Below are 17512 nucleotides of genomic sequence, written 5' to 3' on the forward strand. Positions count from 1 at the left end.
AAAAACTATCTTACAAACATTCACTGAAATGCGCTCGATCACGATTGCAGTAAACGACGATAGAACGGACGCGTAGAGCCCCCCTTTGACTATTTCTGTACATTTGGTGTGGCGATGCGCAAGATGAAGGATAAGAAAATGCATGATCTCAGTCACCTCCCGGTGTGCATTATCGGTGCCGGGTCTTCAGGCGTAACAGCGGCAAAACATTTAAAGGAAAAAAATGTGCCGTTCGACTGTTTCGAAGCAGGCTCTCACATCGGCGGCATGTGGAGATACGAAAATGACAACGACATGTCATCGGCATATCGAAGTCTTCATGTGGACACAAGCAGAAAAAATCTGGGATATTCGGATTTTCCTATCTCTGATCGGTATCCAGATTTTCTTTCTCATTCCGAAGTGATTGAGTATCTTGAGGCATATGCTCAAAAGGCTGGCATTTTACCCCTCATTACATTCAACACTAAAGTGCTGCGGGTCGTCCCGAATCCTGATGGCAGTTGGCAAGTTGACCTCGACACAAATGAAACACACCGCTATCGCGCCGTGATTGTCGCCAACGGACATCTCTGGGACCCTCGAGTGGCGCAGTTTCCGGGCCACTTCGAGGGCGATGCCATCCATTCGCACTATTATCGTACTGCAGATCGATTTGAAGATAAAAATGTGCTGATTGTCGGTATTGGAAACTCAGCTGTAGATATTGCCGTCGATGTGTGCAAAAGCGCCAGGCGTACTTTTTTGTCTACAAGGCGTAGCGCATGGATCATGCCAAAATATATTATGGGCAAACCCATTGACCGCTGGATTGGCTTCTTCTCAAAGAAGCTGAAACTTACCACACCATGCAGCCGCGCAATTGTCCAGAAAATTGCCTATCTGGTTACGGGCGATCAGGAACGATTCGGTATCCCAAAGCCTAAGCATCCCATCTGGCGCGAGCATGCAACGTTAAGCCAGGAGTTAATCCCTTACTGTGGACACGGCTGGATAAAAATCAAACCCAATGTGAAGGCGCTTGGAGGCGTCCACGTTGATTTTGAAGACGGCAGCCAAGAGAAAATTGATGCGATTATTTATGCAACCGGATACAAAACCACATTTCCGTTTTTGGAGGGAAATGTATTTTCTGTGCCGGATGGCAAGGCGTCACTATATCGAAGAATACTCGTGCCTGATCGGCCGGGACTATATATGTTGGGTTTAATTCAACCTGTCGGCCCGACGATTCCCCTCGTGGAAATCCAGGCGAAGTGGATGGCCTCGGTCTTAGCCGGAGAAATAGCCTTACCTGGCAAAGAACAGATGCAATCTGAAATTACACAGCACCGCAAAGGGATCGAAAAACGTTATATCGGTTCAGCCAGATATACGCTTGAAGTGGAAGCAAAAAAATACGCAAGGCAGCTGTATTCTGATATCCGGCAAGCGAAAGCCGGGTTTTGAGCACTATCGTATTGTTCTGTTGATTCATCTCACTCATGAGATCTGATGATCTGGCCTCTCACCGGTTTGGTGGGATGGCGCTTCTAATTTTCGGGTACGCACCGTTGCTGATGCTATATGAAATTGCTACTATCGATGTTTATGAATGAATCGTTCATATGCCCTCATTGGAAGATGCCGGATGGCCAAAATGACGTTAAGCAAGCAGTTAATTCTTGATACTGCAGCTGCAATATTTATGCAGCAGGGCTACCACGCCACCAGCATGGATGACATTGCCCGGGAGATGGGATCGACGAAGGGACGGCTCTATCACCACTACACTTCCAAGATCGACCTTTTTTTTGCCGTTCACCGCGAGGGTATGAGACTGCTTTTCGAGGCGGTGGTCCCTGCCTCGACCATGACCGGGTCTGGCATTGACGTCCTGCAAGCCATGCTCAAAGCGCATGCGATGGCCGTTCTTGAACATCACACCTATGAAAGCGTTGTCGCTCAAGGGGTACAGATGCATCGGTTTGGAGCCACGACGCCGAGTGAGCGCCGTACGCTGGATACACTGATAAAGTGCAGAGATGATTTTGAGGCGCTTTTCAAAAAGCAATTGACTGCTGCGAAACTCGATAAAACATTGGGTGACGTAGATGTTTCAATAGCTGTAAAAACAATGCTAGGTGGTATCCAGTGGTCATTAATCTGGTACCGGCCGGAGAAGGATGAGACACCTGAATCAAGAGCAATATTGGCTGATCAGATGACGCGAACATTGGTTGATGGGTTAAAGGCCAGGTAGAAAATGTATTTCCGACATGACGCAATGGAAAGCGTCTTCGGCACACTCAAATCAGAGTGCTTTTATCTGGCCAAATTCGGTTCTATCGAGCAACGGCAGCTAGCCCTGCATCGTTATATTCGCTACTACAATCGTCAACGCATCAAGAACCAAACTAAAAGGCCTGAGCCCGGTATAGTACCGAACTCAGGCCTTGACCCGTAATCTCCAACCGTCCAAATTAGGGCAGTTCACAGGGGTGCGCTTTGTGGCCTGTCGAAGCGACGTTATGGCTTCATGGGGTTAGGCGGCGAATGCGCCACGCATTTTCTTGAGCGCGGCCGATTCAATCTGGCGGATACGTTCGGCCGACACGCCGAATTCATCGGCCAGTTCATGCAGGGTAGAGCTACCGCCTTCGTCCTGCAGCCAGCGCGCCTCGATAATGCGACGGGAGCGGGGATCCAGGACAGCCAGGGCGTTGGATACGCCCGTGCCCTGCATATCGTCATGGGCCCGGCGGTCCAGTACCGTACCTGGTTCCTGCTCGCCTTCGTCGGACAGATAGGAAATGGGCGCGAAATCATCGCTATCGTCGTCTTGCGATTCCAGCGACATGTCGCGGCCGGTCAGGCGCACTTCCATTTCACTGACGTCTTCGGGGCGCACGTTGAGCTTGGAGGCAATGCCTTCGATATGTTCTGGCGTGAGCGTCTGGCCATCGGGACGCATGCTACGCAAATTGAAAAACAGCTTGCGTTGCGCCTTGGTGGTCGCGATTTTGACCAACCGCCAGTTGCGGATGATGTATTCATGAATTTCGGCCTTGATCCAGTGCACGGCAAAGGATACCAGGCGCACACCACGGGTCACGTCGAAGCGTTTGACCGCTTTCATAAGCCCGATATTGCCTTCCTGGATGAGGTCGGCGTGGGGCAACCCATAGCCCAGATACTGGCGGGAAATGGACACAACTAGCCGCAGATGGGACATGATCAGTTCGCGCGCAGCGTTCAGATCGCCCTTTTCCTGAAGGGTCGCGCCCAATTCATGCTCACGCTCGGGTGTGAGCATGGGGATGCGATTCACAGCACTAATGTAAGACTCAATTGTACCCAGCGCACCAGGATTGGTAATCGCCGAGGCAATCGAGTTTTGCAGTGTAAGCGCTTGATTTGACATGGTTTTGTATATCTCCTGACAAGGAATATTCAAAGTACTTATATATTAGCACTCTCTGTCGCTGAGTGCTAATATTGAGTGGGCATAAGCTAAAAAGTTCCGTTTCAAACGGTTATTTGGCGAGTTATTCGCTGTTGTGCCGGCCCTGAGGCGCTGAGACACGGCGACCTGTCTTTGCAGACAGGGCAGGCAGCACTGAGCTTGGGAAATACGCAAAAAATCGTAACAAAAACCTGTTTCGTGCCGGCAAACCTGTATCCAGACTTCATTTTCCTGCTGATGCGTTCGTTTGAATATGCGTTTTAATGTTCTGTTTTAATAACATTCTGCTCTTCTCTTAATAAGACCGCTGCTGCATCCAATCGTTCCCCCGTTCGTTTGTGTACTGCGATGCATTGTGCAATACGGGGAAGGGTGGGGCAGCATGTGCCTTTGGAAAAGAAGGTTTTTCAAAAAGGTGGCGCTCGATGGCGAGAAGGCGGCAGTTGGCTCGGTGCTACGGTCTGATGCTAATGGTCAGGTGCTTGTTTGACGATTTCCATCTGAGAGCTTTTCGATTTTAAAGAGCGCTATATCAACGCTGTATTAAAGATCTCACTTGCCCGGGTGACGGAACACACCATGACTGGTCGTTCTGGGTGGGTCAGCAACCGGATAAGACCGCAGTGGGTCTGCCGGTTGCCTGTTCAGCTCAGCCCTTACTTCAGGCGCTCTGCATGAAAGCGCAGGTGATCTTCCATGAATGTAGAAATGAAATAATAACCGTGGTCATAGTGCTCGTGGCGCCGCAGCGTCAGGGGCTGCCCGGCCTTGGCGCAGGCCGCCTCAAGCAATTCCGGCAACAGCTGGCCATCAGCCAGGAATTTGTCAGCCAGGCCCTGATCGACCAAAATCCCGTCCGGGAACGGTGTTTTGGCTTGTTCCATCAGCTTGCTGGCATCGTAGTTTTCCCAGCTTGTGCGATCCTGCCCCAGATAGCCGCTGAAGGCTTTTTCGCCCCACGGGCAGTTCATTGGGGCGCTGATGGGGGCAAATGCCGACACCGAGCGGAACAGCTCCGGGTTTTTCAGCGCAATGGTCAGCGCTCCGTGGCCGCCCATGGAGTGTCCGAAAATGCCTGTACGGCTTTGATCGCCGCCAAATTCCGGAATAAATTCCAGCAATTCTTTGGTCACGTAGCTGTACATTTTGTAGTTGTCTTTCCAGCCTGGTTCGGTGGCGTCCAGATAAAAACCGGCGCCGGTGCCAAAATCCCAGCCCTCATCTTCGCCCGGCACATTGGCGCCACGCGGGCTGGTGTCCGGCGCCACCAGCAGCAAACCCAACTCTGCAGCCATGCGTTGCGCGCCGGCCTTGGTCATGAACGTTTCTTCGGTACATGTCAGACCGGCCAGATAAATAAGGGCCGGCACAGGGCCGCGTGCCGCTTGCGGCGGAATGTAGACTGAAAACTGCATGGGCAGGCCGATTTCGCGCGAGGTATGGCGATAAAAGCGCTGCGAGCCATCAAAACAATAATGTTCACTTAAAAGTTCGAGTTTGTCGCTCATGGGAAGGCCCCTACTCCTGATATGATGATTGTTGTCGATTTTTTGCCAAATTTACGGCTATGTTCTACCATAGCATTGTTTCAATCATTGTTACAATATATGAAAAAAAACGCCGGTAACCTGCGGGTTTTGCCGGTTTCGTGGCCATGACGGCTTCGCATCCAGTGTACAGTACATTCCATGGCCCGATTACCCCGGCTTTACGCCCCCGGCATTCCGCAACTGGTTCACGCCCGGTTTCTATTTCCGCTTGCCTTGCGCGCTCGGGCTGGCAGCCGGATCCTGGACACCCTGCAGAAATGGCTTTTTGATGGGCTTGCCCGGCACGGGGTCATGTTGCATGCCTGGACCCTGACTGACGACGGTATTCTGTTGTTGGCAACGCCCGACGATGAAAAGTCCCTGTCGCGCCTGATCCAGATGCTGGGCCGTAATCTGGCAACGACGCTGCGCAGCGGTCCCGTTTTCAGCGGACGTTATCGTTCCACGCTGGTTGAGCCTGGTGTATGGGTCATCCCTTCAATGATCTGGCTCGAGTCTTGGGTGGCCCGGGAAAAGGGGGCCAGTGACAGCGAGTTGTGGCCGTGGTCTTCTGCCGGTTTTCACACTGGGGCGTTTATGGGCTCTTGCCCGGTCCTGAATGACCATGCCGATTACTGGTCTTCCGGCAACACGCCATTTGACAGGCAGGCGGCATACAAATACCGCTATACCGAGGGGCTCTCGTCAGGTCAATTGCAACAGATTGCACAGGCGCTGCATGGGCAATGGGCATTGGGTTCGCCAGGATTCATCAACCAGCTTTGCTCGGTAGCCAGCCGGCGTCCGATGCAGGGCAGGCGAGGGCGTCCGCGAATCCGGTCGGTTCAGAATCAGGGCCAGCCTCTGGAAGAATAAGTCTGAGGATTGAACTTCGGCCAGGGCTGAACAAGGCCTTCCGGTCAAGGCGCATATGCGTACATGGGACGCTTTGCGTGCAGTATCAACACGCAAAGAATGCGTGAAAATGCCGTAGCAAACGGTCAGGGTTTTACAAAAATTTTACACTCTGCCCAGTAGAGTTGCGTATACTCCACTGTTTCCTGCTGCTTCTGGAATTATTTTGCGATATCAACTGCTTACGTTTGTCCTGGCGCTGTTTCTCGTATTTTTTGTCAGTCGTGTTTTATTAGTGCTATGGCAGCGCAGGCGCGTTCAGGCGGCCCACGGCATCGGTCGCGTGTTTCTGGGCGGATTGCGCATGGACATGAACCAGATCGCAACCTACGCTGCGTTGCCCGCGGTGCTGATGCCCTGGCTGGGGGATCGCCAGTGGTTTGTTACCGTGACTGCAATCTGGTTCGGCGTGTGGTGGCTGGGCTGCGTGTTCATGGAAATCTGCACGCCGCAGTTCATTGATGAATACGATTCCCGTCCGAACCGTCTGTTCGTTGAGTATCTGAAACACCCCAAAGAGGTGTCCGGGATGCTGTGGCGCGGATACAAAAAAGTGCTGGCGCTGGGGTTGCTGGTTTTTGCCGGGATGATTGCGCTGGCGCTGCATCTGTTTTCAGGCTATACGCCGGCGCCGCTGGGCCCATGGTGGCTCAGACCCATTGAATCGCTGGTCTACGCGGCCCTGTGCTTTCTCATGATTCGCGGTACGTTGAAAAAGCGCCCCATCAATCCGTCTACCGTGGCATTTGCCGGCGATGGCATGGTCAACAGCCTGGCGTTGAACTCCATGTATAGCCTGCAATACGCCATCTATGCGATGAAGTATGAGATGTCGGCTGAAGACGTCTATGGCAAGATGCCGGCCGAGCAGATGAACCGGATTGTATGCGAGGCGGCGGGCATTGAAGTACCGACTGATCCAGGCGCGGGCCCCGCAACCCGGCACCGACAAGAGGTATCGGTCAGCAGTGCCAAACCACTTAATATCGTACTTATCGTTGAAGAAAGCCTGGGGGCGCAATATGTCCAGACGCTGGGCGGGCAGTCGCTGACGCCCAATCTGGATGCCCTGTACGAACAGGGGTGGGGCTTTACCCGCGCCTATGCAACCGGCACCCGCTCCGTACGCGGGCTGGAGGCGCTTTCAGCGGGCTTTCCACCCACTATTACCCAATCGGTATTCAAACTGCCGGGGGCGCAATGCGGATTCTTTACGATCGCCGACGTGCTGGGTCAGCAGCATGGCTATCATTCCCGCTTCCTGTATGGTGGCGAAGCCCATTTCGATAATATGAAAGGCTTCTTCCTGGGCAATGGCTTTCGCGAGGTGATTGACGGGCCGCAATTTAAGGACCCGGCGTTTCTGGGCACCTGGGGCTATTGCGACGATGATATGTTCAATCAGCTGGATCGCCTGTTGCAAGAGGATGCCACGCGTAGCGAGCCCGTGCTGACGCTGGCCTTCAGCGTGAGCAATCACTCGCCTTGGGAGTATCCCGAGGGCCGCATACAGACCACCGGCAACCCGGCAACGGTGGACAATACCGTTCGGTATGCCGACCATGCTTTGGGACAGTTTTTTGAGACCGCCAAAACGCGGGACTACTGGAACAATACGGTGTTTGTGGTGGTGGCCGATCATGATTCGCGCGTGTTCGGCGCCGAGTTGATCCCGCTGAAGCATTTTCATATTCCCGCCGTCATTCTCGGCGGCACGGTCGCGCCGCGTCGCGATGATCGCCTTATCAGCCAGATCGACCTGGCACCCACCTTATTGTCATTGGCCGGTGCCGCATGCGAGCACCCCATGATCGGCCAGGATTTGACCCGGCAGACGCCCGACCGCGCCATCATGCAATATGGTGACCGTTACGGCTACCTGCAAGGCGACCGCCTGACGGTGCTGGAGCCTCATCTGGATCCACAGCAGTTTCGCTACACGGCGCCTGAGTCGTTTGAGCCCATGGCGTCCGATGAGACGCTGGTTCGGCTCGCGCGCGCACATGCACTGTGGCCCTTCAGTGTTTACCGGGATAAAAGCTATACTGTGCCGAAACAACGTTGATCGCAGGTAACGTGCACTTGTGTCGGGGTGCGCCAGCCTGATCTCATTTTCGGAGAGCGAACCATGGATTATCTGCTGGCGCTAGATCAGGGAACGTCCAGTTCCCGCAGCATTTTATTTGATCGCAACGGGCAAATTGTGGGACTTGCGCAGCAGGAGTTTACGCAGCATTATCCGCAATCGGGCTGGGTCGAGCACGACGCGGTTGAAATCTGGCGTACCCAGCTGGTCACCATGCAAAAGGTGCTGCATCAGACCGCGGTGGACATTGCCCGGGTGCGCGCAGTCGGCATTACCAATCAGCGCGAGACAACGGTGTTATGGGACCGTCGGACAGGCGAACCCCTGGGGCCGGCAATCGTATGGCAGGATCGTCGGGGCGAACCGTTATGCCGCCAGTTGCGCGATCAGGGGCATGAGTCCATGATTCTGGAGAAAACCGGCCTGCGCCTGGATGCGTATTTTTCTGCGACCAAGCTGGTCTGGATGCTGGAGCATCTGCCGCAGGCCAGGGCGCGTGCCGAAAAAGGCGAACTCCTGTTCGGCACCATTGACAGCTGGCTGATCTGGCAACTGACCGGCGGCAACGTGCACGCCACCGATGTGACCAATGCATCGCGCACCATGCTGTTTAATGTGCATACAGGACGGTGGGACCCGCAGTTGCTGGATCTGTTCCAGATTCCCGCCAGCCTGCTGCCGCAGGTGATGGCCTCCAGCGCTCACTATGGCGATATCCCTGCCGATCTGCTGGGTTATGCGCTGCCCATTTGCGGCGTGGCGGGCGATCAGCATAGTGCGCTTTTTGGCCAGGCGTGCACGCGGGCGGGGATGGCTAAAAATACCTACGGCACAGGTTGCTTTGCTCTGCTGCACACCGGCACGCGCTTTACCGCTTCTGAAAATGGACTGCTCACGACCCGGGTTGCGCAATATGGCCAGCAACAGCCGGAGTTCGCGCTGGAGGGTAGCGTCTTTGTGGCGGGCGCGGCCGTGCAGTGGCTGCGTGACGGTCTTGGGATCATTAAAAGAAGCCGGGATGTGCAGGCGCTGGCCCAGTCGGTTCCCGATACGGGTGGCGTCATGTTCGTCCCTGCTTTTACCGGTTTGGGCGCGCCGTACTGGAACGCAGACGCCCGTGGGACGCTGGTCGGCATCAATCGCGCCACGACCGCTGCGCACATTGCCCGTGCTGCAGTCGAGAGCATTGCCTATCAGAGCGCCGCACTGCTGTCGGCCATGGCGCGCGACGGCGCGGGGTTGGAGCAGTTACGGGTAGACGGCGGCGCCAGTGTCAATGATGCGCTGATGCAATTTCAGGCCGATCTGCTGGGTATCCCGGTGTTACGTCCGCAAGTGGTGGAAACGACCGCGCTGGGCGCTGCTTATCTGGCCGGGCTGCAGTGCGGCATCTGGTCCGACGTTGAGCAGATCGAGCAGCTGTGGCGTATCGATAAAACCTTTGAGCCTGCCATGAGCCGGGACCAGGCGCAGGCGTGCATGCAGCGGTGGGAAAAGGCAGTTGCGCAAACGATTAGCGGCACCTGATGACTGGGCGACCCAGCCCGCGCAGCCGCGTTTAGCTCAGAAAGCGCATCTGGAATGATCGACCCTTGATAGGGCGCTGGCTCAGGCGCTGCAGTGTATCTTCAGCAATGCTGCGGTCAATGGCCACGAAGGCCACAAAATCAAAAAGACTGATTTTACCGACCTGATCGGCTTGCAGGCCCAGGTCTTTGGTAAGCGCCCCCAGCAGATCGCCTGGCCGCAGTTTGTCCTTCTTGCCGCCCCGAATGCAGATCGTGCGCATCGGGGGCGTGAAGGCGCCGCGAGCGCGCTTGAGCGTATTCATGTCCAGCCAGGCCAGTGGCTTGCCCAGCGCCTGTTCGATGCGTTCGGCGCGAAATTTTTCTTTGGGTGTGCACAAAGTGAGCGCCAGTCCGCCTCGCCCGGCAACCCGGCCAGTGCGTCCCACACGATGGATATGAGTTTCCGCGTTGGGCGACATATCGACATTGATCACTGCATCAAGGGTGGAAATATCCAGGCCCCTTGCGGCCACGTCGGTGGCCACCAGGACCGAGCAGCTTTGTCCGATAAAGTCGACCAGCACATCTTCGCGGTCTCGCTGGTCCATATCGCCGTGTAATGTACGGGCTTCGATGCCGCGCTCCAGCAGAGAATCGGTCAGTGCCTCGCATTGGGCCTTGGTGTTGCAAAAGGCCAGCGTAGAGACGGGACGATAGGCATTGAGCAGTGTGGCGGTGGTTTCAAACCGGTCGGCGTCTTCGGTAGCCACGAACCAGGAGTCGGTGTCGGGATGGTCGGGCTTGTCGTCTGTGCGCACATGCACCGGATTCATCAGGAACCCCTCGCTGGCTTTGAGGATGGCGGGCGGAAAGGTTGCCGAGAACAGCAAGTTCTGTCGCTTGAGCGGGCAGGCCTGGGTGATCGCGCTGATGTCTTCGTAAAAGCCCATATCGATCATGCGATCAGCCTCATCCAGCACCAAAACCTTGACTGCAGACAAATTAAGGACGTCGCGGTCGACCAGATCCAACACCCGGCCGGGCGTGCCGACAACAATATGTGCACCATGCTGGAGCGATTCTGCCTGCGGCTTCAGGGCCGTGCCCCCGTATAGTGCAAGCACTTTGATATTGCCCAGCGCGCGTGCCAGCTTGCGCACTTCCTGTGCAACCTGTTCGGCCAGTTCCCGGGTCGGGCACAGGACCAGCGCCTGGCAACCGAAATAGGCAGGGTTCAATCGTTGCAGCAGGCCCAGTGCAAAGGCCAGTGTCTTGCCGCTTCCCGTTTTTGCCTGAGCCAGTACATCCCGGCCCTCCAGGACGGCCGGCAAGCTGGCAGACTGGATCGGCGTCATCGTTTGAAAGCCGAGTTCGGCCAGATTTTTCTGCTGGGCATCGGAAAGGGGAAGGGTGGAAAAAGACATGGTGGCCTGATGGTGACGAAGGCGCAAGCAATGCGGCCTTGCTAAAAAATGAGCGCGATAGGAAAAGCGCAATGAAATCGAAGACTTATTGTACCTTAAATCGTCATAATCATTGATCTGTCCCTAATTAAAACCGAACCAAAATAGTGCACGTTATATTAGGGTCCGTCCCTTATTATTTTTCTTGCCACACTAGGGTAATCGCAGTATTCTTTCTTGTCCCTTATTGCGCTGCACGATAGCGTTTAAGTAGTTTAAGCAGTATCCCGGTCCAATCGCGGCGCATTTTTTTACGCAGCACTCTGCGGAGTTTTCCTATGTCAGTTCATTCATCTTCTTTCGATGGTCAGGTGTCGGTTGTCGACGCCTCTGCCATTGGTCATCGCCCTCATCGTATGCCCAAAGCGCAGGGCATGTATGACCCGGCCAACGAACACGACGCCTGTGGTGTCGGCTTTGTGGCCAATATCAAGGGCCGTAAAAGCCATGCCATTATTCAGCAGGGTCTGAAGATTCTTGAAAATCTGGATCACCGGGGTGCCGTGGGCGCCGATAAGCTCATGGGCGACGGTGCCGGGATTCTGATTCAGATTCCCGATACGCTTTACCGTGAGGAAATGGCCAAACAGGGCGTGACCCTGCCTGCCGAGGGCGAATACGGTGTGGCTATGGTGTTCCTGCCCAAGGAAACGGCTTCCCGTCTGGCCTGTGAGAAAGAACTGGAACGCGCCGTGCGCGATGAAGGCCAGGTCTTGCTGGGCTGGCGTGATGTACCCATCGATCATGACATGGAAATGTCGCCCACCGTACGCGATTGTGAGCCGCTTATTCGCCAGCTCTTTATCGGCCGCGGGCCGGACGTGATGGTGCCCGATGCCCTGGAGCGCAAGCTTTACGTTATTCGCAAGACCGCCAGCCACGCGATTCAAAATATGCGCCTGGCCCATGGCCAGGAGTATTTTGTACCTTCGGCCTCGGTGCGCACCGTCGTCTACAAAGGGCTTCTGCTGGCCAACCAGGTTGGCATTTACTATCGCGACCTGGCCGATACCCGGGCGGTGTCTGCGCTGGCGCTAGTGCACCAGCGGTTTTCAACCAATACGTTCCCGGCCTGGCCGCTGGCCCACCCCTATCGCATGATCGCTCATAACGGCGAGATCAATACCGTCAAGGGCAACTTCAACTGGTTGCGTGCACGTGAAGGCATGATGGAATCGGCCGTGCTTGGCGATGACCTGAAAAAGCTCTATCCGATTGTGTATGAGGGTCAGTCTGATACGGCTACGTTCGACAACTGCCTGGAACTGCTGGTGACGTCCGGCTATTCGCTGTCCCATGCCATGATGATGATGATCCCGGAAGCCTGGGAGCAGCACGCCACGATGGACGAGAACCGTCGTGCATTCTACGAGTACAACGCGGCCAAGATGGAGCCTTGGGATGGTCCGGCGGCAGTGGCGTTTACCGATGGTCGCCAGATCGGCGCCACACTGGACCGTAACGGCTTGCGTCCCGCCCGCTATCTGATTACCGATGACGATATGGTCATTCTGGCTTCCGAGGCCGGCACGCTGACCGTTCCGGAAAACCGCATTATCAAAAAATGGCGCCTGCAGCCCGGTCGCATGCTGCTGATCGATCTGGAGCAGGGTCGCATCATTGGCGATGATGAAATCAAATCGCAATTGTCCAACAACCGTCCCTATGGCCAGTGGATCAAGCGCCTGCGCGTCAAGCTCGATGACATTCTTGTGCATGAGAAAAATCACCCGCAAGCGGTCAGCTCGCCAGCGGCGCTGCTGGATCGCCAGCAGGCCTTTGGCTGGAATCAGGAAGATCTCAAGTTCATTATCGAGCCCATGTCCAAAAACGGCGAAGAGGCCATCGGCTCCATGGGTAACGACACGCCACTGGCTGTACTGTCGTCCCGAGCCAAGTCGTTCTACAACTATTTCCGTCAGCTGTTTGCGCAGGTGACCAATCCGCCTATCGATCCGATTCGTGAGCAATTGGTGATGTCGCTGGTGTCCTTCATCGGTCCCAAACCCAATCTGCTGGATATCAATAACGTTAATCCGCCGCAGCGGATCGAAGTGTCCCAGCCCATCCTGGACTTTGCCGGCATGTCGGTGTTGCGCGATATCGAAAAATATACCGACAACAAGTTTCGCAGTGCCGAGCTGGATATTACCTATCCGGCAAGCTGGGGCAGCGAAGGTATCGAGGCCTGTGTCGCCGCATTGTGTGCCAGTGCCGCCGATGCGGTTCGCAGCGGGCTCAATATTCTGATTCTGTCCGATCGCAATATGGATGGCGAGCGGGTGGCCATTCCGGCCTTGCTGGCCACCTCGGCCGTGCATCAGCATTTGATTCGCGAGGGCCTGCGTACTGCAACCGGTCTGGTCGTGGAAACCGGCTCGGCGCGTGAAGTGCATCACTTTGCGCTGCTTGGCGGGTTTGGCGCAGAGGCGATTTATCCGAATCTGGTCATGGAAAGCCTGGCTGGCTTTCCGGAACCGGAAAAGGCAGTCAACAATTATGTGAAAGCCGTGGGCAAAGGCCTGAACAAGGTCATGTCCAAAATGGGCATCTCCACCTATATGTCATACACAGGCGCGCAGATTTTCGAGGCGGTCGGCCTGCAATCGGCGCTGGTAGAAAAATATTTCTCCGGCACGCCCAGCAAAATCGAAGGGATTGATGTCTTCCAGGTCGCAGAAGAAGCACTGCGTCTGCATCAGGCGGCATATAGCGAAGATCCTGTCCTGAAAAACGCCCTGGACGCCGGCGGCGAGTATGAGTTTCGTGTTCGGGGTGAAGAGCACATGTGGACACCGGACTCCATCGCCAAGCTGCAACATTCCACCCGCGCCAATAACTATCGCACCTACAAGGAATACGCCCAGCTGATCAATGATCAGTCACGCCGTCACATGACCTTCCGCGGTCTGTTCGAATTTCGCGTCGATCCGGCCAAGGCCATTGCGCTGGAAGAGGTTGAGCCCGCCAAGGAAATTGTCAAGCGCTTTGCCACCGGCGCCATGTCGCTAGGATCGATCTCTACCGAAGCGCACTCGGTGCTGGCCGTGGCCATGAACCGTATTGGCGGCAAATCCAATACCGGCGAGGGCGGTGAAGACGAACTGCGCTATCGCAACGAATTGCGCAACGGCGTCAGCGGTATCAAAAACGGCGATACGCTGGCCTCGGTGCTGGGCGCGGATCGCATTGAAGCCGATGTCCCGCTGCAGCAAGGCGATTCATTGCGTTCCAAGATCAAGCAGGTTGCGTCAGGCCGTTTCGGCGTGAGCGCAGAGTATCTGTCCAGTGCAGATCAGATCCAGATCAAAATGGCGCAAGGCGCCAAGCCTGGCGAGGGTGGCCAGTTGCCCGGCCACAAAGTGTCCGAGTACATTGCCAAGCTGCGTTACTCCGTGCCCGGCGTCGGTCTGATTTCCCCGCCGCCGCATCACGATATCTACTCTATCGAAGATCTGGCGCAATTGATCCATGATCTGAAAAACGTCAATCCGACGGCATCCATTTCCACCAAACTGGTTTCCGAGGTGGGTGTAGGGACCGTTGCCGCCGGGGTGGCCAAAGCCAAGTCCGATCACATTGTGATTGCCGGACATGACGGCGGCACAGGAGCGTCGCCCATTTCTTCCATTAAGCACGCCGGTACCTCGTGGGAACTTGGCCTGTCGGAAACCCAGCAAACGCTGGTGCTGAACAAGCTGCGCAGCCGCGTACGCGTGCAGGCGGATGGCCAGATGAAAACAGGGCGGGACGTGGTCATTGGTGCGTTGCTGGGAGCCGATGAATTCGGCTTTGCAACGGCGCCGCTGGTGGTCGAGGGCTGTATCATGATGCGCAAATGCCATCTGAATACCTGCCCGGTAGGCGTGGCAACGCAGGATCCGGTGCTGCGCAAGAAATTCCAGGGCAAGCCCGAGCACGTGGTCAATTTCTTCTTCTTTATTGCCGAAGAGGTTCGCGAAATCATGGCGCAACTGGGCATCCGCAAGTTCGACGAACTCATCGGTCGCGCCGATCTGCTGGATACGCGTGCCGGCATCGAGCACTGGAAAGCGCGTGGGCTGGACTTTAGCAATGTTTTTCATCAGCCTGATGTGGACACCTCTGTGCGGCACACTGAAGAGCAGGATCACGGGCTGGGCAAGGCGTTGGATATTCAACTGCTGGAGCGCAGCAAGGCAGCACTCGAACGCGGCGAAAAAGTGTCATTTATTGTGCCGATTCGCAACCGCAACCGGACGGTCGGCTCCATGCTGTCGGGCGCGGTTGCCCGCAAATATGGCCACGAAGGGCTGCCCGACGATACGATTCACATTCAGTTGAACGGCACGGCAGGCCAGAGTTTTGGCGCCTTCCTGGCGCACGGCATTACTTTTGATCTGGTTGGTGAAGGCAATGACTACGTGGGCAAGGGGCTCTCGGGCGGTCGCATTATCGTGCGCTCACCCAATGACTTCCGCGGTTACGGGCCGGATCACATCATTGCAGGCAATACCTTGCTTTATGGCGCGCTGGCCGGTGATGCCTATTTCAATGGCGTGGTCGGCGAGCGGTTTGCGGTGCGCAACTCCGGCGCCGCTACGGTCGTGGAAGGCACCGGAGATCATGGGTGCGAATACATGACCGGCGGTACGGTCGTGGTGCTGGGCGAAACAGGCCGCAACTTTGCTGCCGGTATGTCCGGCGGCGTGGCCTATGTGTGGGATCCTGAAGGGGAGCTCAAATCGCGTTGCAATATGGCAATGGTAGAACTGGGCGAGGTCGCGGCACACGACGATCAGCTCAAGGAAAACCGGCAGGACGGCTGGCATTGTGTCCAGCGCGGACAAGAGCGTCAGACCGACGAATCGATCCTGCACACGCTGGTGGAAAATCATTTCCGCCTGACCGGCAGTTTCCGTGCGCGCGATCTGCTGGGTGACTGGGACAAGGCCCGCAAGCAATTTGTCAAGGTCATGCCGACCGACTATAAACGTGCTCTGGCAGAAATCTGGCAGTCAGAACAAACCGCCCGCAAAGCAGCTTAAGGAAAGATCTATCATGGGTAAAATTACCGGTTTTATCGAATTCGAGCGGGTTGCCGAATCGTACGAGGCGCCCGGTGCGCGCCTGAAACACTATAAAGAGTTTGTCCTGTCGCTGGAGGACAAGCAGGCGCAGGTGCAAGGCGCGCGCTGCATGGATTGCGGCATCCCGTTCTGCAACACCGGCTGTCCGGTCAACAATATTATTCCCGACTGGAATGATCTGGTGTACCGTCAGCAATGGAAACAGGCGCTCGAGGTTCTGCATTCGACCAACAACTTTCCCGAGTTTACCGGCCGCATCTGTCCCGCGCCTTGCGAAGAGGCCTGTACGCTCAATATCAACAATGATCCGGTTGGCATCAAGTCCATTGAGCATGCCATTATCGATAAGGGCTGGAATGAAGGCTGGGTGGTACCGCAGCCGCCGTTGAAAAAAACCGGCAAAAAAATCGCCGTGGTCGGCTCCGGTCCCGCTGGGCTGGCTGCTGCGCAGCAACTGGGGCGCGCAGGGCACAGCGTGACGGTTTTTGAAAAAAGCAATCGTATTGGCGGGTTGATGCGCTACGGAATTCCCGACTTCAAGCTGGACAAGAGCCTGATCGAGCGTCGCGTTTCCCAAATGGAAGCCGAAGGTGTTGAGTTTCAGGCATCCACTTATGTGGGCGCCGCTGGCGATGCTACCGAAGACGGCCTGAATGTCATCACGACGGCAGAGCTGGACAAGCAATTTGACGCCGTCATCATGGCTGGCGGCGCCGAGATGCCGCGCGATCTGCCAGTGCCGGGACGTGAGCTGAGTGGTGTTCACTTTGCCATGGATTTTCTGCGTCAGCAGAACAAACGCAATGCGGGCGACCGTATCGCCAATCAGATCTCGGCTGCAGGCAAGCACGTGATTGTGATCGGTGGCGGCGATACCGGTTCAGACTGTGTGGGTACAAGTAACCGCCAGGGTGCGGCATCGGTTACGCAGATTGAGCTGATGCCCCGGCCGCCGGAGCACGAAAACAAGGCACTGACCTGGCCCTACTGGCCTGCCAAGCTGCGTACTTCGTCTTCGCATCTCGAAGGGTGTGAGCGTGACTGGGCCATCACCACCAAATGCTTCAAGGGTGACAAGGGCAAGCTCAAAAAGCTGGTCTGCACACGTGTGGAATGGATCAAGGACGAGGCAACCGGCCAGATGAAAATGCAGGAAATCGAAGGGTCGGAATTTGAACTGAAAGCGGATCTGGTATTTCTGGCTATGGGCTTTGTTTCTCCCGTCGCTGCGGTACTGGACGCGTTCGGGGTGGAGAAAGACCAGCGCGGCAATGTGAAAGCCAACGTTGAAAACTATCGCTCCTCCCGGGACAAAGTGTTCACGGCAGGCGATATGCGACGTGGCCAGTCGCTGGTGGTCTGGGCCATACGCGAAGGTCGTCAATGCGCGCGTGCGGTAGATGAATTTTTGATGGGGGCCTCGCTGCTGCCGCGCTAATTTCCCCTGCCGGGCAGTGTGAAGCAATTGTTACGCTGCATTACGCAATCTCCCCGGTA

At 55.8% G+C, this 17512-nt stretch carries 10 protein-coding genes and 1 pseudogene; 8 read left to right on the top strand and 3 right to left on the bottom strand.

What is annotated here, in order from left to right; all coding sequences use genetic code 11:
• Window positions 1–123: 123 nt before the first annotated feature.
• The 3 genes and pseudogenes from INT32_RS18445 to INT32_RS18455 form a co-directional block, all read left to right on the top strand.
• Entirely contained in the window at window positions 124–1449 is a 1326-nt protein-coding gene (locus tag INT32_RS18445) for an NAD(P)/FAD-dependent oxidoreductase (RefSeq protein ID WP_226817275.1), read from the top strand.
• 181 nt (window positions 1450–1630) lie between these two features.
• Window positions 1631–2242: a TetR/AcrR family transcriptional regulator gene (locus INT32_RS18450; protein WP_193090175.1), complete on the top strand. Its 612-nt coding sequence runs from the start codon at window positions 1631–1633 to the stop codon at window positions 2240–2242.
• A gap of 21 nt (window positions 2243–2263) precedes the next feature.
• A pseudogene (locus INT32_RS18455) lies at window positions 2264–2420 on the top strand (IS3 family transposase); the annotation flags it as partial.
• A gap of 104 nt (window positions 2421–2524) precedes the next feature.
• On the opposite strand, the gene rpoH reads toward INT32_RS18455, so the two are convergent.
• Window positions 2525–3403, bottom strand: a complete 879-nt coding sequence (gene rpoH, locus INT32_RS18460; RefSeq protein ID WP_193090176.1) for an RNA polymerase sigma factor RpoH — start codon at window positions 3401–3403, stop codon at window positions 2525–2527.
• A gap of 698 nt (window positions 3404–4101) precedes the next feature.
• Window positions 4102–4953, bottom strand: coding sequence for an S-formylglutathione hydrolase (gene fghA, locus INT32_RS18465; protein WP_193090177.1), 852 nt, complete (start codon window positions 4951–4953; stop codon window positions 4102–4104).
• Window positions 4954–5133: 180 nt separating this feature from the next.
• On the opposite strand from fghA, the gene INT32_RS18470 reads away from it, so the two are divergent.
• From INT32_RS18470 to glpK, 3 genes are all read left to right on the top strand, one after another.
• Window positions 5134–5850, top strand: a complete 717-nt coding sequence (locus INT32_RS18470; RefSeq protein WP_193090178.1) for a hypothetical protein — start codon at window positions 5134–5136, stop codon at window positions 5848–5850.
• 205 nt (window positions 5851–6055) lie between these two features.
• The gene (locus tag INT32_RS18475; RefSeq protein ID WP_193090179.1) at window positions 6056–7954 is read left to right on the top strand and encodes an LTA synthase family protein; all 1899 of its coding nucleotides are present in this window, start codon (window positions 6056–6058) and stop codon (window positions 7952–7954) included.
• Window positions 7955–8017: 63 nt separating this feature from the next.
• The gene (gene glpK, locus INT32_RS18480; protein WP_193090180.1) at window positions 8018–9502 is read left to right on the top strand and encodes a glycerol kinase GlpK; all 1485 of its coding nucleotides are present in this window, start codon (window positions 8018–8020) and stop codon (window positions 9500–9502) included.
• Window positions 9503–9533: 31 nt separating this feature from the next.
• On the opposite strand, the gene dbpA is transcribed toward glpK, so the two are convergent.
• A complete protein-coding gene (gene dbpA / locus INT32_RS18485) occupies window positions 9534–10907 on the bottom strand; it encodes an ATP-dependent RNA helicase DbpA (protein ID WP_193090181.1) in 1374 nt (457 codons plus the stop codon).
• Between the two features lie 317 nt (window positions 10908–11224).
• Here dbpA and INT32_RS18490 point away from each other — a divergent pair, with 317 nt between their 5' ends.
• Window positions 11225–15973: a glutamate synthase-related protein gene (locus INT32_RS18490; protein ID WP_193090182.1), complete on the top strand. Its 4749-nt coding sequence runs from the start codon at window positions 11225–11227 to the stop codon at window positions 15971–15973.
• Between the two features lie 13 nt (window positions 15974–15986).
• Complete coding sequence (locus INT32_RS18495; RefSeq protein ID WP_193090183.1) at window positions 15987–17453, top strand: glutamate synthase subunit beta; 1467 nt, start codon at window positions 15987–15989, stop codon at window positions 17451–17453.
• The last annotated feature ends 59 nt before the right edge of the window (window positions 17454–17512 follow it).

It is taken from the genome of Advenella sp. FME57 (genome assembly GCF_014897675.1).
In the GTDB taxonomy this organism is placed as follows: domain Bacteria; phylum Pseudomonadota; class Gammaproteobacteria; order Burkholderiales; family Burkholderiaceae_B; genus Advenella.